At 72.6% G+C, this 22,636-nt stretch carries 21 protein-coding genes and 1 pseudogene; 16 read left to right on the forward strand and 6 right to left on the reverse strand.

The window, feature by feature from the left end:
* Positions 1 to 160: 160 nt before the first annotated feature.
* Positions 161 to 1,339 carry an ADP-forming succinate--CoA ligase subunit beta gene (gene sucC, locus LQ326_RS08405; RefSeq protein WP_181808658.1) on the forward strand — a complete coding sequence of 393 codons (1,179 nt, stop codon included), beginning with the start codon at positions 161 to 163 and terminating at the stop codon, positions 1,337 to 1,339.
* Between the two features lie 27 nt (positions 1,340 to 1,366).
* Positions 1,367 to 2,251: a succinate--CoA ligase subunit alpha gene (gene sucD / locus LQ326_RS08410; protein WP_089099337.1), complete on the forward strand. Its 885-nt coding sequence runs from the start codon at positions 1,367 to 1,369 to the stop codon at positions 2,249 to 2,251.
* Between the two features lie 259 nt (positions 2,252 to 2,510).
* On the opposite strand, the gene LQ326_RS08415 is transcribed toward sucD, so the two are convergent.
* Entirely contained in the window at positions 2,511 to 3,356 is an 846-nt protein-coding gene (locus LQ326_RS08415) for an RNA polymerase sigma factor (protein ID WP_234534221.1), read from the reverse strand.
* A 114-nt stretch (positions 3,357 to 3,470) separates the two neighbouring features.
* Here LQ326_RS08415 and LQ326_RS08420 point away from each other — a divergent pair, with 114 nt between their 5' ends.
* Complete coding sequence (locus LQ326_RS08420; protein WP_434056948.1) at positions 3,471 to 5,186, forward strand: cell division protein PerM; 1,716 nt, start codon at positions 3,471 to 3,473, stop codon at positions 5,184 to 5,186.
* A 25-nt stretch (positions 5,187 to 5,211) separates the two neighbouring features.
* On the opposite strand, the gene LQ326_RS08425 is transcribed toward LQ326_RS08420, so the two are convergent.
* Positions 5,212 to 5,940, reverse strand: a complete 729-nt coding sequence (locus LQ326_RS08425; RefSeq protein WP_234534223.1) for a hypothetical protein — start codon at positions 5,938 to 5,940, stop codon at positions 5,212 to 5,214.
* Between the two features lie 392 nt (positions 5,941 to 6,332).
* Between LQ326_RS08425 and purN the strand changes: the two genes are divergently transcribed.
* Both purN and purH read left to right on the forward strand, forming a co-directional pair.
* Positions 6,333 to 6,962: a phosphoribosylglycinamide formyltransferase gene (gene purN / locus LQ326_RS08430; protein WP_234534224.1), complete on the forward strand. Its 630-nt coding sequence runs from the start codon at positions 6,333 to 6,335 to the stop codon at positions 6,960 to 6,962.
* Positions 6,959 to 8,542, forward strand: coding sequence for a bifunctional phosphoribosylaminoimidazolecarboxamide formyltransferase/IMP cyclohydrolase (gene purH, locus LQ326_RS08435; RefSeq protein ID WP_234534225.1), 1,584 nt, complete (start codon positions 6,959 to 6,961; stop codon positions 8,540 to 8,542). The genes purN and purH overlap by 4 nt, the downstream gene beginning before the upstream one ends.
* A gap of 178 nt (positions 8,543 to 8,720) precedes the next feature.
* Here purH and LQ326_RS08440 read toward each other — a convergent pair whose 3' ends face one another.
* The gene (locus LQ326_RS08440; protein WP_234534226.1) at positions 8,721 to 9,317 is read right to left on the reverse strand and encodes an RDD family protein; all 597 of its coding nucleotides are present in this window, start codon (positions 9,315 to 9,317) and stop codon (positions 8,721 to 8,723) included.
* Positions 9,318 to 9,546: 229 nt separating this feature from the next.
* Between LQ326_RS08440 and LQ326_RS08445 the strand changes: the two genes are divergently transcribed.
* From LQ326_RS08445 to LQ326_RS08490, 10 genes and pseudogenes are all read left to right on the forward strand, one after another.
* Positions 9,547 to 10,401, forward strand: a complete 855-nt coding sequence (locus tag LQ326_RS08445) for a bifunctional methylenetetrahydrofolate dehydrogenase/methenyltetrahydrofolate cyclohydrolase (protein WP_234534227.1) — start codon at positions 9,547 to 9,549, stop codon at positions 10,399 to 10,401.
* Complete coding sequence (locus tag LQ326_RS08450) at positions 10,391 to 10,819, forward strand: DUF3017 domain-containing protein (protein ID WP_181805504.1); 429 nt, start codon at positions 10,391 to 10,393, stop codon at positions 10,817 to 10,819. Before LQ326_RS08445 ends, LQ326_RS08450 begins: the two co-directional genes overlap by 11 nt.
* Positions 10,820 to 11,162: 343 nt before the next feature.
* On the forward strand, positions 11,163 to 12,326 hold the full coding sequence (locus LQ326_RS08455) for a sensor histidine kinase (RefSeq protein ID WP_234534228.1): 1,164 nt from the start codon (positions 11,163 to 11,165) through the stop codon (positions 12,324 to 12,326).
* Positions 12,323 to 13,000 carry a response regulator gene (locus LQ326_RS08460; RefSeq protein ID WP_234534229.1) on the forward strand — a complete coding sequence of 226 codons (678 nt, stop codon included), beginning with the start codon at positions 12,323 to 12,325 and terminating at the stop codon, positions 12,998 to 13,000. The genes LQ326_RS08455 and LQ326_RS08460 overlap by 4 nt, the downstream gene beginning before the upstream one ends.
* Before the next feature lie 313 nt (positions 13,001 to 13,313).
* Complete coding sequence (locus LQ326_RS08465) at positions 13,314 to 13,787, forward strand: helix-turn-helix domain-containing protein (protein WP_234534230.1); 474 nt, start codon at positions 13,314 to 13,316, stop codon at positions 13,785 to 13,787.
* 450 nt (positions 13,788 to 14,237) lie between these two features.
* Positions 14,238 to 15,299, forward strand: a complete 1,062-nt coding sequence (locus LQ326_RS08470) for a helix-turn-helix domain-containing protein (protein ID WP_234534231.1) — start codon at positions 14,238 to 14,240, stop codon at positions 15,297 to 15,299.
* A 410-nt stretch (positions 15,300 to 15,709) separates the two neighbouring features.
* The gene (locus LQ326_RS08475; protein ID WP_234534232.1) at positions 15,710 to 16,699 is read left to right on the forward strand and encodes a malate dehydrogenase; all 990 of its coding nucleotides are present in this window, start codon (positions 15,710 to 15,712) and stop codon (positions 16,697 to 16,699) included.
* 408 nt (positions 16,700 to 17,107) lie between these two features.
* Positions 17,108 to 17,287, forward strand: coding sequence for a hypothetical protein (locus LQ326_RS08480; RefSeq protein ID WP_234534233.1), 180 nt, complete (start codon positions 17,108 to 17,110; stop codon positions 17,285 to 17,287).
* Between the two features lie 23 nt (positions 17,288 to 17,310).
* Positions 17,311 to 18,000, forward strand: a complete 690-nt coding sequence (locus LQ326_RS08485) for a DUF2637 domain-containing protein (RefSeq protein WP_234534234.1) — start codon at positions 17,311 to 17,313, stop codon at positions 17,998 to 18,000.
* Positions 18,001 to 18,154: 154 nt separating this feature from the next.
* Positions 18,155 to 18,550, forward strand: a pseudogene (locus LQ326_RS08490) (aldehyde dehydrogenase family protein); the annotation flags it as partial.
* Here LQ326_RS08490 and LQ326_RS08495 read toward each other — a convergent pair.
* Positions 18,550 to 19,284, reverse strand: a complete 735-nt coding sequence (locus LQ326_RS08495; protein WP_234534235.1) for an isocitrate lyase/PEP mutase family protein — start codon at positions 19,282 to 19,284, stop codon at positions 18,550 to 18,552. The pseudogene LQ326_RS08490 and the gene LQ326_RS08495 sit on opposite strands and share 1 nt — an antisense overlap.
* On the reverse strand, positions 19,281 to 19,778 hold the full coding sequence (locus tag LQ326_RS08500) for a carboxymuconolactone decarboxylase family protein (protein WP_234534236.1): 498 nt from the start codon (positions 19,776 to 19,778) through the stop codon (positions 19,281 to 19,283). Before LQ326_RS08500 ends, LQ326_RS08495 begins: the two co-directional genes overlap by 4 nt.
* Before the next feature lie 46 nt (positions 19,779 to 19,824).
* On the opposite strand from LQ326_RS08500, the gene pdxR reads away from it, so the two are divergent.
* A complete protein-coding gene (pdxR, locus tag LQ326_RS08505) occupies positions 19,825 to 21,315 on the forward strand; it encodes a MocR-like pyridoxine biosynthesis transcription factor PdxR (protein WP_234534237.1) in 1,491 nt (496 codons plus the stop codon).
* Between the two features lie 280 nt (positions 21,316 to 21,595).
* On the opposite strand, the gene LQ326_RS08510 is transcribed toward pdxR, so the two are convergent.
* On the reverse strand, positions 21,596 to 22,423 hold the full coding sequence (locus LQ326_RS08510) for a DMT family transporter (protein WP_234534264.1): 828 nt from the start codon (positions 22,421 to 22,423) through the stop codon (positions 21,596 to 21,598).
* Positions 22,424 to 22,636: the final 213 nt, after the last annotated feature.

Consider the following 22,636-nt stretch of genomic DNA (forward strand, 5'->3'; position numbering starts at 1 on the left):
TAGAGACCCTCAGCGAGCGGCGATAATCTGCGAGACGGACATGCCGCGCGCTCGGACACCGTGTGCGCCCCCCTTGTGACACATGCGGACGTCACGTTGCCCTTCGCGGCACGCCCACGCATCCAACGAACCGCGAGATCACTGATAGGGACGGAAGCGCGTGGACCTGTTCGAGTACCAGGCGAGGGACCTCTTCGCCAAGCACGATGTACCGGTGCTGGCCGGTGAAGTCATCGACACGCCTGAGGCGGCGCGCGAGATCACCGAGCGGCTGGGCGGCAAGTCCGTCGTCAAGGCGCAGGTGAAGGTCGGTGGTCGCGGCAAGGCCGGTGGCGTCAAGCTGGCCGCCTCCGCGGACGAGGCCGTCGCCCGTGCGACGGACATCCTCGGCATGGACATCAAGGGCCACACGGTCCACAAGGTGATGATCGCCGAGACCGCCCCGGAGATCCTCGAGGAGTACTACGTCTCCTTCCTCCTCGACCGTGCCAACCGCACCTTCCTCTCCATCGCCTCCGTCGAGGGCGGCATGGAGATCGAGGAGGTCGCGGCCACCCGCCCCGAGGCCGTCGCCCAGACCCCGATCAACGCGATCGACGGTGTGGACCTGGCCAAGGCCAAGGAGATCGTCGCCGCGGCGAAGTTCCCGGCCGAGGTCGCCGACAAGGTCGCCGACGTCCTGGTCAGGCTGTGGGACACCTTCGTCAAGTCGGACGCCCTCCTCGTCGAGGTCAACCCGCTCGCGAAGGTCGCCTCCGGTGACGTCATCGCGCTCGACGGCAAGGTGTCGCTGGACGACAACGCCGAGTTCCGTCACGACTGGGACGAGCTGCACGACAAGGCCGCGGCCAACCCGCTCGAGGCCGCCGCCAAGGAGAAGAACCTCAACTACGTCAAGCTCGACGGCGAGGTCGGCATCATCGGCAACGGCGCCGGTCTCGTCATGAGCACCCTGGACGTCGTCGCGTACGCCGGTGAGAAGCACGGTGGTGTCAAGCCCGCCAACTTCCTCGACATCGGCGGCGGCGCCTCCGCCCAGGTCATGGCCAACGGCCTGGAGATCATCCTGGGCGACCCGGACGTCAAGTCCGTGTTCGTGAACGTCTTCGGTGGCATCACCGCCTGCGACGAGGTCGCCAACGGCATCGTGCAGGCCCTGAAGCTCCTGGAGGACCGCGGCGAGGACGTTACCAAGCCGCTCGTGGTCCGTCTCGACGGCAACAACGCCGAGCTGGGCCGACAGATCCTCACGGACGCCAACCACCCGCTGGTGCAGCGCGTCGACACCATGGACGGCGCGGCCGACAAGGCCGCCGAGCTGGCCCACGCCGCCAAGTAAGCACTCAGGACGAGGACACAACACACCATGGCTATCTGGCTCAACAAGGACAGCAAGGTCATCGTCCAGGGCATGACCGGCGCCACTGGCATGAAGCACACCAAGCTCATGCTGGCGGACGGCACCAACGTCGTGGGCGGCGTCAACCCGCGCAAGGCCGGTCAGAAGGTCGACTTCGACGGCACCGAGGTACCGGTCTTCGGCACCGTCAAGGAGGCCATCGAGGCCACCGGCGCCAACGTCTCGGTCATCTTCGTGCCGGAGAAGTTCACCAAGGACGCGGTCGTCGAGGCCATCGACGCCGAGATCCCGCTGGCCGTCGTGATCACCGAGGGCATCGCCGTGCACGACTCGGCGTCGTTCTGGGCGTACGCCGGCAAGAAGGGCAACAAGACCCGGATCATCGGCCCGAACTGCCCCGGCATCATCACCGTCGGCCAGTCCAACGTCGGCATCATCCCGGGCGACATCACCAAGCCGGGCCGTATCGGCCTGGTCTCGAAGTCCGGCACGCTGACGTACCAGATGATGTACGAGCTGCGTGACATCGGCTTCTCGACCGCCGTCGGCATCGGTGGCGACCCGATCATCGGCACCACCCACATCGACGCGCTCGCCGCGTTCGAGGCGGACCCCGACACCGACCTGATCGTCATGATCGGTGAGATCGGCGGCGACGCCGAGGAGCGGGCCGCGGACTTCATCGCGAAGAACGTGACCAAGCCGGTCGTCGGCTACGTCGCGGGCTTCACCGCGCCGGAGGGCAAGACCATGGGTCACGCCGGCGCCATCGTCTCCGGTTCGTCGGGCACGGCCCAGGCGAAGAAGGAGGCCCTGGAGGCCGCGGGCGTCAAGGTCGGCAAGACGCCGACCGAGACGGCGAAGCTGGCGCGCGAGATCCTCGCCGGCTGAGCAACCGCGTGACTGTACGCCGGTAGGCCCGTTCCCGGGGCGGGGGTGGGCCTACCGGCGTTTCGCCTGCCCGCACCGGCGGGGTGCCGCGGCTGTGCAGCCGGCGCCGGTGCGGTGCCCCGTAAGGCAGCCGGCGCCAGTGCAGCGACCCGTGAGGGGTGCGGGGCTGAATCGATCCCCGGCCGCGCCGCGTGGGGGTGAGCAACCCCCGCCCAGCAAACCCCGGCCAGTACCCCCAGCCCACCCGCCGCCGAACCCACTACCTCGCCAGCGGTACCAGCCTCTCCGGGCCGCTCTCCGCGGACCTCCGCAGCTTCGCCCGCAACGTCCGTTCTCCCGCCGACAGCGGCCCCAGCCCCACCGCCGCCGGTACCCCGCTGATCGCCTGGGCCGGGCCGATCGGTGCCTCGTAGTGGGTCGGCGCCGTCCGCAGCGTGAGTGTGGTCGCCGCGATGATCGTCGCCGTGAAGGCGAGCGCGGACCGGGTCCAGAAACGGGTCTGCCGTTCGGCGTATGTCCGCACGGTCGGCGGCTGGGCCGCCCGCAGCCGCTCCGTCGAGGCCAGTTCGGCGAGCCGGCGGTGCAGCGCGGCGGGGTCGGCGAGTTCCGGCACGCGGTCGGCGACCAGCCGCCGCGCGCGGGTCAGCCGGCTGGCCGCCGCCGGCGTGCTCGCCTCGGTCTCCGCCGCGGTCTCCGGCAGGTCGAGGCCGACGCCGTCGTACAGCAGGAGCGTGCGCCGGTAGCTGGGCGGCAGTTTCAGCAGCGCGTCCAGCAGGGCGCGGTCGGCCGCGTCGGTCGGCGGGGGCTCGGGGTGGCGGTAGCGCAGCCGGAAGCGGTGCCAGGGAGAGAGCGCGCACTCGTGCGCCACCGCCCGCACCCAGCCGGCCGGGTCCCGGTCGCGGGCCACCCGCGGCCAGTTCTGCCAGGCGAGTTGGAAGGCCCGTTCGACAGCCTCCTGCGCCAGCTCCCGGCGGCCGGTGAGCAGGTAGGCCTGCCGTACCAGGGCCGGGGCGCAGAACGCGTAGAGCGCGTCGAAGGCCTGAGCGGGCGTCAGGGCGGGGGACGGCGGTCCGGCCTCGTCGGTACGGGCAGGGCTCTGCGTCATCGGGCGCACCTCCCTTCGAAAAAACACATAAACATATATTGAGCGACACTTCGGCTGTTCGCCGGTTACGCCGGGAAAGCGCGTGTCGTTGGGAACATGGCGGTCGTGATCCGGATGACCGCCCGCCGACCGTCGTTGCCCTCCCGCCGACCGTCGTTGTTGTCCCGCCGAGCGTCGTTGTTGTCCCGTCGACCGTCGTTGTCGTCCCGCCGGTCGTCGTTGTCACGACTGCTCGGCCGGGTGCGCGACCGTTCCCCGGGACTGGCCGGGAGCCTGACGGCCGGTGCGCTCGCGGCCGGGCTCGGGCTCGGCTCGTTCGCCGTGCTGACGATCGCCCTGTGGGTCAGCTCGCCGTACCCCGACAGCGGTCCGGGCGGCGCGATGCACGTCGCGGCGGCGCTGTGGCTGCTCGCGCACGGCGTCGAACTGCTGCGCACCGACACGCTGTCCGGGGTACCGGCTCCGGTCGGGGTGACGCCGTTGCTGCTGCTCCTGCTGCCGGCGCTGCTGGTGTACCGGGGCGCCCGGGACGCCGTGGACGCGCCGGACGGCGCCGACGCCGAGGCGCCGCCGGTCCGCGCCCGTACCGCCTGGACCGGCGTCGTCGCCGGCTACCTCGGCGTCGGCGGCTGTGCCGCGCTGTACGCGTCCGGCGGCGAACTGCGGCCCCAGTGGCCGTCGGCGGTGGTGTGTCTGCCCCTGCTCGCGGCGGCCGCGGCCGCCGCGGGGGTGTGGACGGCGTACGGCCGTCCGCGCGAACCACTGCTGAACCTGGCGCCGCTGCTGCCGGGCTCGGTACGGCGGCGGCTGCTCGGGCGCGACACACGGGCGCGGTGGGGTACGGCCCTGCGCGCGGCCCTGGCCGGGACGGCCGTGTGCTTCGGGGGCGGGACGCTGCTGCTCGCGGTGTCGCTGGTGGCCCACGGCGACGCCACGCGGGCGTCGTTCCTACAGTTGACGGAGGGCTGGTCGGGCCGGGGCGCGGTCCTGTTCCTCTGCGTCTCGCTGATCCCGAACGCGGCGGTGTGGTCGGCGTCGTACGCCGTGGGCCCCGGCTTCGCGCTCGGTGCCGGGCACCTCGTGACCCCCCTCGCCTCGGATCCGGCACCGCTGCTCCCGCCCTTCCCGCTGCTGGCGGCCGTGCCGCAGCACGGTCCCGGAACCGCGGTGCACTGGCTGGCCGGGGTGGTGCCGGTGGCGGCGGGGGTGACGATGTCGCGGCTCGTGGCGGCCCGGGCGGCCCGGCGGAGCTGGCCGGCCGGGCGCACGGCCGGGGTGGCCGCACTGGCGGCGCTGCTGTGCGGGCTGCTGCTCGCGGCACTGGCCGAGCTGGCCGGCGGCCCCCTGGGCGTCGCCGCGCTCACCCGCTTCGGCCCGGCCTGGTGGCAGACGGGCGCGGCGACCTGCGCCTGGCTCCTCGCGGTGGGCGTCCCCGCAGCCCTCGGGCTGCGGGCATGGCGCGGGGAGGGAGTCGCCTCGTTCGCCGCATGGCTGGGGTTCGCCAGGAGCAGGCCGGGGGAGTCCCGGGTCGCGGTGAAGGGGAGAGAGGAAGAGCAGGAAAGTCAGACGTCGTCAGCCTCAACCTCAGTCTCGGGATCGGCTGCGGCTTCCGCCCGGGCACCCGCCCCGGCCCCCACCTCCGTCGTCGTGGCCGGACTCCTGCCCGACCCCGCCGACGGCGACGCCTCCGAGCGCTACGAGGCGCTGCCGGCCGAGCCGTACGAGGCGCTGCCCGGTTCCTGGGAGGAGGAGGCGGCGCGCAAGGCCCGCTGGACGGCGTTGCGGAACCTGTCCGAACCGACCGCGACCGAGGACACCGACGGCCCCTGAACCTCCCGCTGCTCCACCCGCCCGGTCAGCTGTTCCCGCTCCCGAGGACCCCCCGCAGTTCCTGCGGCAGCAGGTGGTCGCAGGACTGCTTGGCCTCGTTGGTGAGGGCGTCCGTGACGCAGCTGTAGTAGTCGCGGTAGACCATCTGGGCCGTGAAGTTGGCCGCCACCAGCGCCAGCGCCAGCGCCGCCGTGACCAGGCCGCTGACCGCCGCCGTCGTCTGGGGGCGGCCGGCGGTCGCCTTCTCGGGGGCGCTGGGCTTGGCGCGCAGCGCGCTGATGCCCCAGTACACGGCCAGGGCGCCGAGCAGCAGCGCCACGTACGGCCAGCTGAAGAGCGCGAAGAGGAAGGCCCACATGCCGCACAGCAGGGCGTACCGCGCCCGCCGCTGAGCCGGGTCGGTGGGGTCGAAGCGCATGCCGGGGCCGCCGGGGCCGCCGGGACCGTTCTGGCCGCCGTCGGGACGCTCGCCGAAGCCGCCGGACTGCCGGCCGGGCTGGCGGTCGCTCCACTGGCTGCCCCAGGGCGCCCTCTGATCGTCTTCACCGGCCGGGCGGCGCGGCCGCCAAGGCGTGTCCGGCGTGCCCTCCGGCGGCGGGGCGAAGGGGTTGTCGTCCTGCTGGTCGCCCTTCGGCCGGTCCGAGGGCGCGTCCGGCGGCGAGGCCGGCCGCTCCCGTAGCAGCACGACGGAACGCGTCCCCTCCTGTACCGACTGCGGGGGGAGCATGTGAAGTCCCAGGCTGCGGTCCGGCATCAAGTGAGCGTCTTCCCCTTGATCTAGATGAACAGAACAGAGCTGATGAATCGACTGGATACGGCTGGATACAACTGGATACGGCTGGATACGACTGGCTACGGCGGGACGCGGCGGATGTCTGCGGGGTGATCGGCACGGCAGCCGCAACGACCGCCTACCCCGTGAACGCGCCGCATCCCGGACGCGTTCCCGTCTCGGTACCTCCCAGACGCTACCTTCCGGCCACGGCCCCGTCCCGTGGGGGCCGCCCGGTGTGCCGGTATCGTTGCTGACGGTCGGCCGCTTCGTAGACTTCCCCGTATTCCGGGGCGCGAAGCACTCGTACGAATGTACAAAGCGGGTGCGAGTCCGGCCGCCGTAACGACGCTCCCCCGAGAAAGGGCCTCACCGTGGCCGCCAAGCCCGTGGCCAAGCGCCTCGTCGTGCTGGTCTCCGGATCCGGCACCAACCTCCAGGCGCTCCTCGACGCGATCGCGGAACACGGCGCCGAGGCCTATGGCGCCGAGGTGGTCGCCGTAGGTGCCGACCGTGCCGGCATCGAGGGGCTCGCGCGTGCCGAGCGGGCCGGGATCCCCACATTCGTGACCAGGGTGAAGGACTTCGGGACCCGGGAGGAGTGGGACCGGGCGCTGGCCGAGGCCGTGGCCGCCCATGAACCCGACCTCGTGGTCTCCGCCGGGTTCATGAAGATCGTCGGGAAGGAGTTCCTGGCGCGGTTCGGCGGGCGGACCGTCAACACGCACCCCGCCCTGCTGCCCAGTTTCCCCGGGGCCCACGGCGTACGGGACGCGCTCGCGTACGGCGCCAGGGTCACCGGCTGCACCGTCCACTTCGTCGACGACGGCGTCGACACCGGACCGATCATCGCTCAGGGCGTGGTGGAGATCCGGGACGAGGACGACGAGAGCGCTCTGCACGAGCGCATCAAGGAAGTCGAGCGAAGGCTGCTCGTCGAGGTCGTGGGGCGGATCGCCCGCAACGGCTATCGCATTGAGGGACGAAAGGTAGTTATCCAGTGACCGCCGAGAGCACTGTCACGGCCGAGAGCGGCAAGCGGGCCATCCGTCGCGCGCTCGTCAGCGTCTACGACAAGACCGGGCTCGAAGAGCTCGCCCGCGGGCTGCACGAGGCCGGTGTCGCACTCGTCTCCACCGGCTCCACCGCCTCCCGTATCGCCGCCGCCGGCGTGCCCGTCACCAAGGTCGAGGAGCTCACCGGCTTCCCGGAGTGCCTGGACGGCCGGGTCAAGACCCTGCACCCGAAGGTGCACGCCGGCATCCTCGCCGACCTGCGCCTGGAGGACCACCGGCGGCAGCTCGAAGAGCTCGGTGTCGAGCCGTTCGACCTCGTGGTCAGCAACCTCTACCCGTTCCGCGAGACCGTCGCCTCCGGCGCCACGCCCGACGAGTGCGTCGAGCAGATCGACATCGGCGGCCCCTCCATGGTCCGCGCCGCCGCCAAGAACCACCCCTCGGTCGCGATCGTCACCAGCCCCGCGCGTTACGCCGACGTCCTCAAGGCCGTCGCCGAGGGCGGCTTCGACCTCGCCACCCGCAAGCGGCTCGCCGCCGAGGCCTTCCAGCACACGGCGTCCTACGACGTGGCGGTCGCGAGCTGGTTCGCCTCCGAGTACGCCCCCGTCGACGAGTCGCGGTTCCCCGACTTCCTCGGCGCCACCTGGGAGCGCGAGAACACCCTGCGCTACGGCGAGAACCCGCACCAGCCCGCCGCCCTCTACGTCGACGCCGCCGGCGGCGGCCTCGCGGAGGCCGAGCAGCTGCACGGCAAGGAGATGTCGTACAACAACTACACGGACACGGACGCCGCGCGCCGTGCCGCGTACGACCACGCCGAGCCGTGCGTCGCGATCATCAAGCACGCCAACCCCTGCGGCATCGCCGTCGGCGCGGACGTCGCCGAGGCGCACCGCAAGGCGCACGCCTGCGACCCGCTGTCCGCGTTCGGCGGGGTCATCGCCGTCAACCGGCCGGTGAGCAAGGAGATGGCCGAGCAGGTCGCGGAGATCTTCACCGAGGTCATCGTCGCGCCGGACTACGAGGAGGGGGCGCTGGAAGCCCTCGCCAGGAAGAAGAACATCCGGGTGCTGAAGGCGCCGGGCGCCCCCGCGAACCCGGTCGAGGTCAAGCACATCGACGGCGGTGTGCTGCTCCAGGTCACCGACCGCCTCCAGGCCGACGGCGACGACCCCGCCAACTGGACCCTCGCGACCGGCGAGGCGCTCGGCGCGGAGGAGCTGGCCGAGCTCGCCTTCGCCTGGAAGGCCTGCCGGGCCGTGAAGTCCAACGCCATCCTGCTCGCCAAGGACGGCGCCTCGGTCGGCGTCGGCATGGGCCAGGTCAACCGTGTCGACTCCGCGAAGCTCGCCGTCGAGCGGGCCGGTGCGGAGCGGGCGCGCGGCTCGTACGCCGCCTCCGACGCGTTCTTCCCGTTCCCCGACGGCCTGGAGATCCTGACCGCGGCCGGCGTCAAGGCCGTGGCGCAGCCGGGCGGTTCGGTCCGGGACGAACTCGTCGTGGAGGCCGCGAAGAAGGCGGGCGTGACGATGTACTTCACCGGGACACGGCACTTCTTCCACTGAGATGCCGCTGAGGTGCCGCCGCGCTTGCCACGCTTGCCGCTGAGGTGCCGCCGCGCCTGCCCCTGAGAAGCCGCCGCGCTTGCCGCCGAGTTCAGCGCCGAGCCGCCGCACGGCGAGCGCAAACACCAGGGCCGTGTCCCCCTGCGCGGGGACACGGCCCTTGGGGTACCGGGGGTGCTCAGTTGCTGCGGATCACGATCGTGCCGCAGACCTTGTCGGCGAACGTCTGGCGCTTGGCGTCCCACGCCGGCCACAGGTAGCCCAGGTAGCAGGGCAGGCCGTCCAGGATGTGGGCCAGCTGGCGCACGAACGCCATTCCCGCACCGATCGGCTGGCCGGTCTCCTCCTTGAGCGTGCGGGTGCCGATCGCTTTCTTGCCCAGGCTCTGACCGGTACGCCCCTCCAGGATGATCTGGTAGATGAACAGGCCGATCAGGCCGAGGAAGCCGATGATCGCCAGGACCGGGGTGCTCTTGGCACCACCCACGACCACGAGAACGTACGGAATGCCGTACAGCACCGTGTCGATCAGCTTGCTCAGGAAGCGCTGGCCCCAGTTCGCGTACGGCGGCGTCGCGCCGTACCCCTGCTGCGGGTAGCCGTAACCGCCCTGCTGCGGGTAGCCCGGCTGCTGGGGGTAGCCGTAGCCCTGCTGCGGCGGCACACCCTGCGGGGCCTGCTGGTAGCCGGGCTGCTGCGGGTAGCCGTAGCCGGGCTGACCCTGCTGCGGGTCCTGCGGCTGACCGTAGGGGTTGTTGGGCGCGCCGAAACTCATGCCGGGTTCCTCCGTTTGACCTGCGGGGACGACGCGGACAAGGACGGAGGTACGTCATGAACTGAGCGGTTTTGCCCCCCACCGGACCGCGGTACTGCGCCGCTCATCGTTGAGTACGCACGAGGTGTTGTCCAGTCCGATTAGCGATGTGTTGTGCAAGTGCAACATCATTGATCATGACCGCACACCCGACTGGAACCGGGAGACCGGCATCCGCGAGGATGGAGCCATGACCGCCCAGATTCTCGATGGCAAGGCCACCGCAGCCGCGATCAAGTCCGAGCTGACCGCCCGCGTGGCGGCGCTGAAGGACAAGGGCGTCACGCCCGGCCTCGGCACGATCCTCGTCGGGGACGACCCCGGCAGCCAGAAGTACGTCGCCGGCAAGCACCGCGACTGCGCGCAGGTCGGCATCGCCTCGATCCAGCGTGAACTCCCGGCCACCGCGTCCCAGGAGGAGATCGAGGCGGTCGTCCGCGAGCTCAACGACGACCCCGCCTGCACCGGCTACATCGTCCAGCTGCCGCTGCCCAAGGGCATCGACGAGAACCGCATCCTGGAACTGATGGACCCGCACAAGGACGCGGACGGCCTGCACCCGATGAACCTCGGGCGGCTGGTGCTCGGCGAGCCCGCGCCGCTGCCCTGCACCCCCAACGGCGTGCTCGTCCTGCTGCGCCGGTACGGCGTCGAGATCAAGGGCGCCGAGGTCGTGGTCGTCGGCCGGGGCGTCACCATCGGCCGCCCGATGCCGCTGCTGCTCACCCGCCGCAGCGAGAACGCCACGGTGACCCAGTGCCACACCGGCACCCGGGACCTCGCGTCGCATCTCAGGCGTGCCGACATCATCATCGCCGCCGCCGGTTCCCCGCACCTGATCCGCCCCGAGGACGTCAAGCCGGGCGCCGCCGTCCTCGACGTCGGTGTCTCCCGCACCGCGGACGGCAAGATCGTCGGGGATGTGCATCCCGGGGTCGCCGAGGTCGCCGGGTGGCTCTCGCCGAACCCCGGCGGTGTCGGGCCGATGACCAGGGCGCAGCTGCTCGTCAACGTGGTCGAGGCGGCGGAGCGCAGTGTCGGCTGACCGCGGTCACGAGCAGGGCGCCAGGCGCCGGGCGACCCGGCGCTTCCCGCTGTTCACCCGGGACACGGCACGCCCCGAAGGGGGCGGCAGGGCGGCGTCGGGGGATCTGCCGGCGCCGGCCCGGCAGTGGCCGGTGCTGGTGGTGCTGGCGACCGTCGCGGTGGGGCTGCTGCTGACCTCGCTGGACCAGTTCCGGGTGGGTGCGCTGCTGATCGGGGCGGCGCTGCTGGCCGGGGCGGTGATGCGCTGGATACTGCCGAGCGTGGGGATGCTGGCGGTCCGGTCGCGGTTCACGGACATCGTGACGTACGGGGTGCTGGGGCTGGCGATCGTCCTGCTGGCGTTGATGGCGCAGCCGAAGCCGTGGCTGGTGATCCCCTACCTGAAGGACACGCTGCACTTCACGATGAGGAACTAGCGGGTTCCGTCTCGGGCGCGGGCCCCGGCATCCGCTCGCGCCCGCGCGGCGGTAGCCGCACAGGGGACACGGCCCCGCGCCCCTCACGGGGCGCCGGCGTCCCCGGCCCGGCGTTCGGCACCCGTCCGGGACGCAGGGCATGGTGCTCGAGAAGCAGGCCATGGCGCCCGAGAAGCAGGGCAGGCCCGCACCTCCCCCGGTGGGTGCGGGCCTCCTCCCCCCGGTTCGAAGGTAGGGATCCGGCTGCGTCCGCGAATCCCACTCCCGGTTGAGCCGTCTACAACTTCCGCGGTACATCAGGCGATTGACTCGCCGTTTCCGAGGCCCGCGTTACGCTGCGGCGATGCGTCCGCGGAACCTGCCTCCACTCGCCGTCGACACGCTCATCGCGTGCATGACGGTCGTGATGGCCGTGTTCCTGGGGCGCGAGTCGCCCGCCCAGGGGTGGCCACAGCTCGACGCGCGGGCATACGCGCTGATCGGGCTGGCGCACCTGCCCCTCGCCCTGCGCGGGCGGTGGCCGGTCGCGGTCTTCGCCGTCATGCAGGCCGCCTCGATCGTCTACGTCAGCCTCGGCTTCTGGCCCGTGGTGTGCACGTTCGGCTCCCTGCTGGCGCTGTACACGATCGCGTCGGTACGGCCCGTCCGGGTCGCCGTCGGCTGCGCCCTCTGCATGACGGGCATGTGGCTGTACGCGGGGCTCGTCACCGACGGCTCCTCGATGGCGTCCGTCGTCACCCAGGCGCTGCTGTACTCCTCGGTGCTGGTCTGGTTCGGGCATCTCGCGCAGCGGTCGGCCGCGCTCACCCGGCTTCTGCGGGCGGAGCAGGCCGAGCGGGCGCGGCGGGCGGTCGTCGAGGAACGCGGGCGGATCGCCCGGGAGTTGCACGACGTCGTCGCCCACCACATGTCGGTGATCTCCGTGCAGGCGGGGCTCGCCCGGTTCGTCTTCGAATCCGACCCCGGCAAGGCGCGCGGGGCGCTCGGCACCATCGCCGACACCAGCGGGGAGGCACTGGACGAGCTGCGGCGCATGCTCGAGGTGCTCAGGGACGAGGACCCGCGGGCCGTCGAGCGCGCCCCCATGCCGACCCTGGAGCGGCTGGCCGAACTCGTCGAGAGGGTGCGGTCCGGCGGACTGCCCGTCGGCTTCGTCGTCGAGGGCGCGCCCCGGCCGCTGCCGCCCGGCGTCGAGCTGTGCGCCTACCGCGTGGTCCAGGAGGCGCTCACCAACGTCCTCAAGCACGCCGGCCGCGCCCACGCGCGCGTGCTGCTCCGGTACGGGGCCAGCGAGCTGACCGTGTCCGTCCTCGACGACGGGGAGGGGGTGAATCCGGACAGAATGCGAACGGGCGCAGGCCATGGCTTGATTGGTATGCGTGAGCGGGCCAAGCTCTACGGCGGGACGATCAGTGTCGGCCCACGCTCCGAGGGCGGCTTCGCGGTCGAGCTGACCCTGCCGACCTCGGCCGCACTCGCACGGCGGGGGGACGACCGTACCGGATGACCAGAGTGCTCGTGGTCGACGACCAGTTCCTCATCCGCGCCGGGCTGGTGGGCCTGCTGGAGGCCGCCCCCGGGTTCGAGGTGGCCGGCGAGGCGGGGGACGGCGCGGAGGCGGTGCGGCTGGCCGCCGAGACCCGGCCCGACGTCGTCCTCATGGACATCCGCATGCCGGGCGTCAACGGCATCGAGGCCACCGAGCGCATCCTCGCCCAGGCGGCCGCGCCCGCGCCCCGCATCCTCGTCCTCACCACCTTCGACCTCGACGAGTACGTGTACGGCGCGCTGCGCGCCGGCGCCTCCGGGTTCCTCCTCAAGGACTCCGGCCCCGAACGGCTGCTGACCGCCATCACCGCGGTGGACGGTGGTGACGCCCTGTTCGCGCCCAGCGTCACCCGGCGCCTGGTCGAGGCCTTCGCCCGCCGGCACGGCCCCGGCCTCGACGCCGTGTCACCGCCCGGCCTGGACGTGCTGACCTCCCGCGAGGTCGAGGTCCTCAAACTCACCGCGCGCGGGCTGTCCAACCTGGAGATCGCCGACCGCCTCTACATCAGCGAGGCGACCGTGAAGACCCACCTCAACCGCACCATGACCAAGCTCGACCTGGGCAGCCGGGCGCAGGCGGTGGTGGTGGCGTACGAGACGGGGCTGGTGACGCCGGGCAACCCGGCGAACTGACCGGCCCGTCGGCCGTGGTCCGTCCCGGGGAGTTGTCCGAAAGGCGGCCCGTCCCCTCCCCCGAGCAGGACGGACCGCCGTCCGGAACCAGCCTTCCCACCGGGCGGCGGCTGTTCAACGGCTGTCCGCCGGCTGTGGCAGAGAGGTGACGGTTCCGCTACGGGCCGCCCGTACCGACGCGGCCTGCGGGAACCGTCCTGCCGCCCGCCGTCGTCACCGGCTCTGAACTGGCAACTGAGCGACAACCGACTGACAACTGACCGACAGCCAACGGGCAGCCGGCGGGCAACGTGGCGGGCCGTGGAGGTGCGTGATGGGCGGCTGGCAGCCGCTGCCGGAGGGACTCCCGCCGGAGGTACGGCACTTCGTGGAGCAACTGCGGCTCCTCAAGGACGCCACCGGCCTCAGCCTGGTCGCGCTGGGGGCCCGTACCGCGTACAGCAAGTCCTCCTGGCAGCGCTACCTCAACGCGGTGCAGCCGCCGCCCCGCCAGGCCGTCGTCGCGCTGTGCCGGGTCGCGGGCCTGGCCGGTGCCGACGCCGAACGGCACGCCGTGCGCTGGGAACTCGCCGTCGAGGCCTGGCCGCGCCCGGCGGCGACCACGCCGGACGGCCCTGCGGGCGCCGGGGCGGCGGAGGGGTACGAGGACGATCCGACCCTCCCGTGGTGGGACCGGCCCGAGCAGGACCCGGCGCCCCACCCGCACAGCCGGCTCCTGCTGTGCGCGGTCCTGCTGCTGCTCGCGCTGCTCCTCGTGGCGGTCGTCGGTGCCGTGACGCTCGGGTGAGCTGTGCGCCCTGTGACCTGCGAGGTCACGACGGGATGGCCGGTGTGTCGATGTGTCGACAAGTTCGCGGACGGATCACGAAGCCGGTCCGCAATCGGGCTAACGTCTCCCAGTGGGACGAGCCGGAGGCCCGTTGGACCGTGCGGCGGTCGGCGTGCGACGGTGCTGCCGGGCGGCCCAGTGCTCCTGTGCGCCCCCTGCCCGGGGACTGTCCTCCGGGGCTGCCGCATCCCGATGGGTAGCCAGAACGGGGACCGCCGTGGGGCGCCGCGCGTAGGGGGAAGACGCGGGGCAGGAAACGGCGCCGAACCGGCGGACACCCGAACCGGCGCACACCGGGCCGGGGAAACCGGTGGAACCGTGAAAGCGGTGGAACCGGAGGAGGCGGTGGAAGCGGTGGGAACGGTGGAAACCGGGGGAAAGGGGACCGGGGAATGATGGGGGGAAGCAATGCCTCGTTGGAAAGCTCTGCCGGATGAACTCGATCCGCAGGTCAAGGAGTTCGCGACCCAGTTGCGGCGGCTCGTGGACCGCGGTGGGCTGAGCGTCGCGGCACTGTCCGACCGCACCGGCTACGCCAAGTCGTCCTGGGAGCGCTATCTCAACGGCCGTCTGCTGGCGCCCAAGGGCGCGGTGGTCGCGCTCGCCGAGGTCACCGGCACCGATCCCGTCCACCTCACGACCATGTGGGAGCTGGCCGAACGGGCCTGGAGCCGTTCCGAGATGCGCCACGACATGACGATGGAGGCGATCCGGATCGCCCAGGCGCGGGCCGCGCTGGGGGAGTTCGGCGCGCCGCCGGCCACATCCGCGTCCGCGAGCGCCGCCGGGGGCGGCAAGGCGCCGCGTCGGGCGGCCGGCGCCGTCGCGACGCCGGGGATCGCCGGGCCGGCGGGGGTCTCGCCCGCGATTCCGTCCCAGCCGACGGCCCCCGACGCGAACCGCCGCGAGGGCACCCGCTCCCGCGGCCCGGCCACGCCCCCGCCCGCCGCCCCGCACGGCGGCGGCAGGCGCCGGCTGTCGATGTTCCTCGCCGGGGTCGTGGGCGTGGTCGTGGTCGTCGCCGCCGCCGTCCTCTTCCTCACCGGAGGCGACGGCGGTGGGAAGAAGAACCAGGGCGGCGGCGCCTCGGCCACCCCGTCCACCCCGTCCACCGGCACCAGCAGCGAGCTTCCGGCGGGGGTGAAGTGCGCGGGCGCCGGCTGCACCGGCAAGGACGCGGAGGCGATGGGGTGCAGCGGCGACCTCGTGACCACCGCCAAGACGGTCACGGTCGGCGCGACCACCCTGGAGGTCCGCTACAGCAGGACCTGCGGCGCCGCGTGGGGCCGTATCACGGGCGCCGCCCAGGGCGACTCGGTCCGGGTCACGGCCGGCACCACCACGGAGCGCGGCTCGATCACGGCCACCGGCGACACGATCGCCTACACGCCGATGGTGGCGGTGCGGGACGCGGCGGCGGCGAAGGCCTGCGCCACGCTGGCGTCGGGGCAGCGGGGGTGCACGGCGTGACAGACGTCTGAACGTCGGTCTGCCCGGCGTCCGAGGGACGAGGCCGAAGGCCGGCAGCGGAGGGTCTGGGGGGGGCAGCCCCCGTGCCTCCCGGCAGTGCCGGCGGCGGACGAAGAAAACGGCGGCGCACAGGAATGCCGGCCTCCTTCCGGGGCACGCGACACGTATCCCCCACGGGAGTCCGGAAACCGGTTCCCCCGAGTGGCGGCCGTCCTGCCCCACCTCTCCCGGACAGGCGGCCGCCTCTTTTGTGGGGTGAGCCACACCGACCCCTCGCTCTGCGGCATCCTCGACGCGCGATAGCCTGACCGGTGGATCTCTTGATACCAAGAGATCGATCATCTGTACGTCCGCACCCCAGGGCACCCAGGGCAAGGACGCCCACCGCCAGCTGTCATACGGAGAACGCCATGACCCGCACTCCCGTGAACGTCACCGTCACCGGCGCGGCCGGCCAGATCGGTTACGCCCTGCTCTTCCGCATCGCCTCCGGCCAGCTGCTCGGCGCGGACGTGCCGGTCCGGCTCCGGCTCCTGGAGATCACGCCGGCGCTCAAGGCCGCCGAGGGCACCGCCATGGAGCTCGACGACTGCGCCTTCCCGCTCCTGGCGGGCATCGACATCTCCGACGACCCGAACGTCGCCTTCGACGGTGCCAACGTCGCCCTGCTGGTCGGCGCCCGCCCCCGCACCAAGGGCATGGAGCGCGGTGACCTCCTGGAGGCCAACGGCGGCATCTTCAAGCCGCAGGGCAAGGCCATCAACGACCACGCCGCGGACGACATCAAGGTCCTGGTCGTCGGCAACCCGGCCAACACGAACGCGCTGATCGCGCAGGCCGCCGCGCCGGACGTACCGGCGGAGCGCTTCACCGCGATGACCCGCCTCGACCACAACCGCGCGCTGACCCAGCTCGCGAAGAAGACGGGCTCCACGGTCGCCGACATCAAGCGGCTCACCATCTGGGGCAACCACTCCGCCACCCAGTACCCGGACATCTTCCACGCCACGGTCGCCGGCAAGAACGCGGCCGAGGTCGTGAACGACGAGAAGTGGCTGGCCGAGGAGTTCATCCCGACCGTCGCCAAGCGCGGCGCGGCCATCATCGAGGCCCGTGGCGCGTCCTCCGCGGCCTCCGCCGCCAACGCCGCCATCGACCACGTCCACACCTGGGTCAACGGCACCGCCGACGGCGACTGGACCTCCATGGGCATCCCCTCGGACGGCTCCTACGGCGTCCCGGAGGGCCTGATCTCCTCCTTCCCGGTCACCACCAAGGACGGCACGTACGAGATCGTCCAGGGCCTGGAGATCAGCGAGTTCTCCCGCGCCCGCATCGACGCGTCGGTCAAGGAGCTGGCGGAGGAGCGCGACGCGGTCCGCGCCCTCGGCCTCATCTGAGCCTCCCGCACGCAACGGGCCCCGTTCCGGTCTCCACCGGGGCGGGGCCCGTTCCCGTGCTCCACCAGAGCGGGGCCCGTTCCCGTGCTCCACCAGAGCGGGGCCCGTTCCCGTGCTCCCCGGCATTGCCCGCGACGGGGACCCGGACCTGCCGGCCGGGCCGGACGCCGAGGCCGGCGAGCTGGTCGTCGATCGACGGACGCGTGGGGGAGGACCCGCCGGCCGGCTTCTGACCGGCCGGCGGCGTGCCGAGACGCCGCTCCCTGGCCGGTCAGATCTTCGTTCATTTAATTTCAGTATTCGCGGGGTGCGATCAGCCGCATATTCATAATTTCTTCCCCGTCGCCTCTTCCGGGTGACTGAATTCCCCCGAACGCTCCAAATCCTGCCCCGGGTGGCGGTCGTTAGGTGACCGTGACGCGATTGGACTGGTGCACAGCAGAAGATCATCCGACAACCGTGCTGCGCTGGCTCGGTGGTATGGATATCACTTCATGCTCGGACCTGCTCGATGATTTCCTGAAGAGCATCAATACGATGGAAAGCGAGTATCGGCGGACCATGGCGGATCTGTACGGGGCGTCCTGAGACAGGGTGCGGAGGTTAATTCGATGGACGGGATTCAACACGACTCAGGTCCGGGGCTCTACGACCACACCGGCTTCCGTGATCACCCCGGTCTCTACGACCACGCCTGGGGCGTCTCGGAGCCGGACGGCGCTCACAATGACTGGGACCCGGTCGAGGAACTGGCGCAGATACTGTCCGCACCGACCGGTGTGAACGCGGCCCCCACCCTGCTGGACGGGCCGGCCCAGCGCCGGGGCGGCCGCCGCCGGGGCCGCCGCGACTCCCACCTGCTCGACGGCGGCCGGAGCTTCACGCACATCACGCTCCTGATCGTGGCGGTCTCACTGTGCGCGGTGTTCATGCTGGCCTGGTCCGTCTGCTACTCCTACGCGCAACTGCGCGGCATCGCCTCGTCGGTGCTCCCCGGAGGGCTGGCGCGGTACTGGCCGCTGACCGTCTACGGCCCGTGGTTCGTGGCCGCGCTGTCCGTCCTGCGGGCCACCGCGCAGCGCCGGAGCGCCCGGCGGTCCTGGTGTGTCGTACTGGCCGCCTCCGCCGTCGCCGTGGGCCTGTGCATCAGCCACTCCTCCCACGCGCTGCTGTCCTTAGTGATCTTCGGGATCCCGCCCGTCACCGCCCTGGTCTGTTTCTGGGAGCTCGTGGGCCAGATCTCGACCCGGAACCGGCCCCGGCACGCCATGCCCCCCGCCTCGGCGAGCGCCACACCCTGAACCCGACAGCGGCACGGCCCCTCGCCCCTCGAAAAACGTCTGTCCCGTTCCGTCCGACTGTTCAGTGACGCCGCACACGTCCGGCCGACGATTGCGCATGCGATTCGAGGCCGAAGCCGAGGGCAGGCGCCGGCGGTCCCCGAGTGCGGCCTGAATGCCGCACAGGGGTACCGAACAGGAACGGAAGGCAGTACCGATCACGGCGGACAGCACGGCACGAGCGACCGTCCATGCCGGAGGAGAGTGGCCGGCGGCCGTCTCCGGCGCGAGGCGCGAGACCATCGCCCCGGCGGACGGCCTGCCCTTCACCGTCGTCGCCGAGGGCGACGAGAGGGACGCGGAGGCGGCGGTGGCAGCCGCCTGGCGCGCCTTCGACACCGGCCATCGGCCACCGGCCCCGGACCCCCGTCGCCGAGCGCGCCGCCCTGCTCCGCTGGGTGGCCGGCCTCCTCGTACGCGACCGCGAACAGCTCGGGCTGCTGGAGAGCCGGACGCGGGCAAGACAGTCGAGGAGGGCCGCGTCGACATCGGCTGCGTCGCCGACGCCTTCTAGTCCACTCCTCGTCCAGAGGCCTCAGGCCAGGGCTTCTGGAGCGACCGCAGCGCCAGGCGCAGCAGGCCCGGGCCGAAGGTGATCCGGGTGGCGCCGAGTGCGCCGAGCTCGGCGGGCGTGGGGCTGGTGCCGTCCGGGCGGGCGTACATGTTGAGCGGGCCCTTGATGCCGGAGCGGAGCAGGGGCAGTACGGCGGTCGGGGCGTGGATCGGGTAGACGCAGTCGGCGCCGGCCGCGCCGTACAGCGCGGCCCGCTCGATCGCCCGGTCGGGGTCGGTGACCCCGCGGGCGAAGGTGTCGACACGGGCGTTGAGGAACAGCCGGTCACCGGCGGCCGAGCGGACCTCGGCGAGCCACTCGGCGTGCCGGTGCGGGTCCTTGAGGACACCCCCGCTGGAGTCCTCAAGGTTGCAGCCGACCACCCCGGCCTCCAGCAGGCGCTCGACCAGCTCCTGCGGCGCCAGCCCGTAGCCGTCCTCCACGTCCGCCGACACCGGCACGTCCACGGCCCGCGTGATCCGCGCGAGGGCCGCGAACATCTCCGCCGCCGGGGTCTCGCCGTCCGCGTACCCCAGACTCGCCGCGACTCCGGCGCTGGGCGTGGCCAGCGCCGGGAACCCGGCATCCACCAGGGCCCGGGCACTGGCCGCGTCCCACGGGCCGGGCAGGATCAGCGGGTCACCGGGCGGGCGCCCGTAGTGCAGAGCCCGGAAGGCCGCGGCGTCGGTCACGCGTGCTGCCCCGGCTGGTAGTGCCCCGGCACCAGACGGAAGGTCACCCCGAACCGGTTCCACGCGTTGATCACCGTGATCGCGGCGATCAGCTGCGCCAGCTCCGCCTCCTCGAAGTGCTTGGCGGCCCGCTCGTACACGTCGTCCGGCACGAAACCGTCGGTCAGGACGGTCACCGCGTCCGTCAGCGCCAGCGCCGCCAGCTCCTTCTCCGTGTAGAAGTGCGCCGACTCCTCCCACGCGCTCAGCTGGATGACCCGCTCGACGCTCTCGCCCCCCGCGAGCGCGTCCTTGCTGTGCATGTCCAGGCAGAACGCGCAGTGGTTGAGCTGCGAGGCCCGGATCTTCACCAGCTCCAGGAGCTTCGGGTCGAGGCCCTTGCGGGCGGCGGTGTCCAGCCGGACCATCGCCCGGTAGACGTCGGGGGCCAGCTCCGACCAGGGCAGACGGGGGGAGTGTTCGGGCGCGTACTGGGGGGTGTCTTCAGTGGTCATGTCTCGACCCTAGGAGCCGAGCAGCCCAGGAGTATGGTCCATTTGCATGGAGAATGTATGGGCCACTCGACCGGATCGGCCCACTCGACCCGATCGACCCGATCGGCCCACTCGGGCCGGCCGGGCCGGTCAGGCTGCTCTGGGCATCGATCTGCACCTGGAGCCGGCCGCGGGACCGGGCCTGCGCCGGGGCCTGACCGACGCCCTGCGCGAGGCCGTGCGCAGCGGCCGGCTGCTCCCCGGCACCCGGCTGCCCTCCTCCCGCTCCCTCGCCGCCGACCTGGCCATCGCCCGCAACACCGTCGCCGACGCCTATGCCGACCTGGTCGCCGAGGGCTGGCTCACCGCCCGGCAGGGCTCCGGCACCCGGGTGGCGACGGGCCTGCCACCGGTGCGGCAGGCGCAGACCCCCGAGGGCAGGACCGCCCACCGGCCCGCCTACGACCTGCGTGCCGGCTCCCCCGACCTCTCCGCGTTCCCGCGCACCGAGTGGCTCAAGGCCGCCCGCCGCGCCCTCGCCGCCGCCCCCAACGAGGCCTTCGGCTACGGCGATCCACGCGGCCGCGCCGAACTGCGCACCGCGCTCGCCGCCTACCTCGCCCGTGCCCGGGGCGTGCGCGCCGACCCCGAACGGATCGTGATCTGCGCCGGGTTCGCACACGGACTGAGCCTGCTCGGCCGCATGCTGCGGGCCCGCGGGGCGGACACGATCGCCGTGGAGTCGTACGGCCTCGACGAGCACTGGCGGTCGCTGACCACGGCCGGTCTCCGCCAGGTCCCGCTGCCCTTCGACGAACTCGGCACGGACACCACGGAACTCGGCCGGGCTCCGGCCGCGGTGCTGCTGACCCCGTCCCACCAGTTCCCGATGGGCGTGCCGCTGCACCACGACCGGCGGGCGGCGGTGGTGGACTGGGCGCGCCGCACCGGCGGCCTGGTCCTGGAGGACGACTACGACGGCGAGTTCCGCTACGACCGCCGGCCCGTCGGCGCCCTCCAGGGCCTCGCCCCAGACGAGGTGGTCTACCTGGGCACCGCCAGCAAGTCCCTGGCCCCCGGGCTGCGGCTGGCCTGGATGGTGCTGCCGCCGGCCGTGGCCGGGGAGGCGACGGCGGTCAAGGGCGGCGTGGACACCTGCGGGGCGCTCGACCAGCTGACGCTGGCCGAGTTCATCGCCTCCGGCGGCTACGACCGGCACGTCCGCGCGGCCCGCTCCCGCTACCGGCGGCGCCGGGACGCCCTGGTCCGGGCCCTCGCCGAGTGCGCCCCGGCGATCCGGGTCGCCGGCATCGCGGCGGGCCTGCACGTCGTACTGCGGCTGCCGCCCGGTACCCAGAGCCGGGTGATCCGGGCCGCCGCGGCCCGCGGCCTCGCCCTCGACGGCCTCACCCCGCGCCACCGCCACCCCGACGCGGCCACCGCACCCCCGGACGCCCTCGTCCTCGGCTACGGCACCCCGCCCGACCACGCCTGGTCGGGGGCGCTGGACATCCTGTGCGCGGTGCTGTCCGACCCGGCGGTGACCGACGGGGCCTGATCCCCCGGCAAGGCGAGCTCCTGAAGGGTGCGCGAGCGCCTAAGGTGCGCGAGGTCCGTCGGGGTGCGCGACGTCCGTCGTCGGGGTGCGCCAGGCCCGCCGTCGGGGGGTGCACAAGGCCCTCCCACCGGTGCGGTTCGCGCGCTCCTGGATCGGGGCGAGGGTCACCCCGGGCAGGACCGGCAGCCGGGGCGGCGGGTCCGCGCGGTCAGGGACGGGACTTGCTCACCGGAGGGGGCGCGGCGGCGGCGACGGCCGCCTCGGCAACCGCGTCGGCCGCTCACTCCTCCTCGGCGGTGACCGGTGCCTCCCCGAACCGGCCCAGGGCCAGGGCTCCCGCCACGGCCACCGCGAAACCGAGCACCGCGAGCCAGGTCAGCCCCTCCCGGGTCCGGTCGCCGAGCCATACGACCCCCACCGCCGCCGGGCCGAGCGTCTCGCCGATGACCATGCCGGCCGTCGCCGTGGTCACGGAGCCGCGTTGCAGGGCCGACGTCAGCAGCATGAAGGCGGCGCCGCCACCGATCAGCAGCGCATAGACCGCGGGGTTGGTGAGCAGTTCGGCCGGCCGCAGGGTGTCGATCAGCCGTACCGACACCTCCACCACCCCGAACCCGAACCCCGCCCCGAGACCGAGCACCAGGCCCCGCCCCCGCCCGGTCAGCCGCCCGCCGGCCAGACCGAGCAGCAGGACCCCCACGGCCGTCCCCAGCATCACCCACCTCAACGTCGCCGACCCGGCCCGGTCTCCCTCGGGACCCGACGCCAGCCCCAGCATCGCGAGCCCCGCGCACACCACCCCCACCGCGGCCCACTCCACCCCGCTCAGCCGCACCCGCAGCAGCCGCGCCGCGACCACCGCGGTCACCGCGAGCGCGGAGGCCAGGGCCGCGCTCACCGCGTAGATGGGAAGCGACCGCAGCGCGAGGATCTGGAACACGAACCCGAGCCCGTCCAGCCCGAGCCCGACGACATAACGCCACTGCCGCACGGCCCGCAGCAGCAGCGCGGCCTCCCCGCCCGCGCCGTCACCGGCGGCCCGCGCGGCCATCGCCTGCAGGACCGTCGCCGTACCGAAGCAGATCGCGGCCGCGAGGGCGCACACCATTCCGAAGAGCACGAAGGGACTGTAGGCGAGAGGAGCGTGCGGTGCTGTGACCGGGAGAAAAGTAAGAAGCGGGCCCGGGGTGACCCGGACCCGCTCCTCCCCTTGCGCCCCCGTGCGCGTGGGCTCCTCGGGTGTCAGCTGGCGCCGGCCAGCCAGGCGGTGGCGTTGAGGGCGAGGGCGGCGTTGGTGGCGCCGCTGTCGTTCCAGCCGTCG

This window comes from Streptomyces shenzhenensis (assembly GCF_021462265.1).
GTDB classification, from domain to species: Bacteria; Actinomycetota; Actinomycetes; order Streptomycetales; family Streptomycetaceae; genus Streptomyces; species Streptomyces shenzhenensis.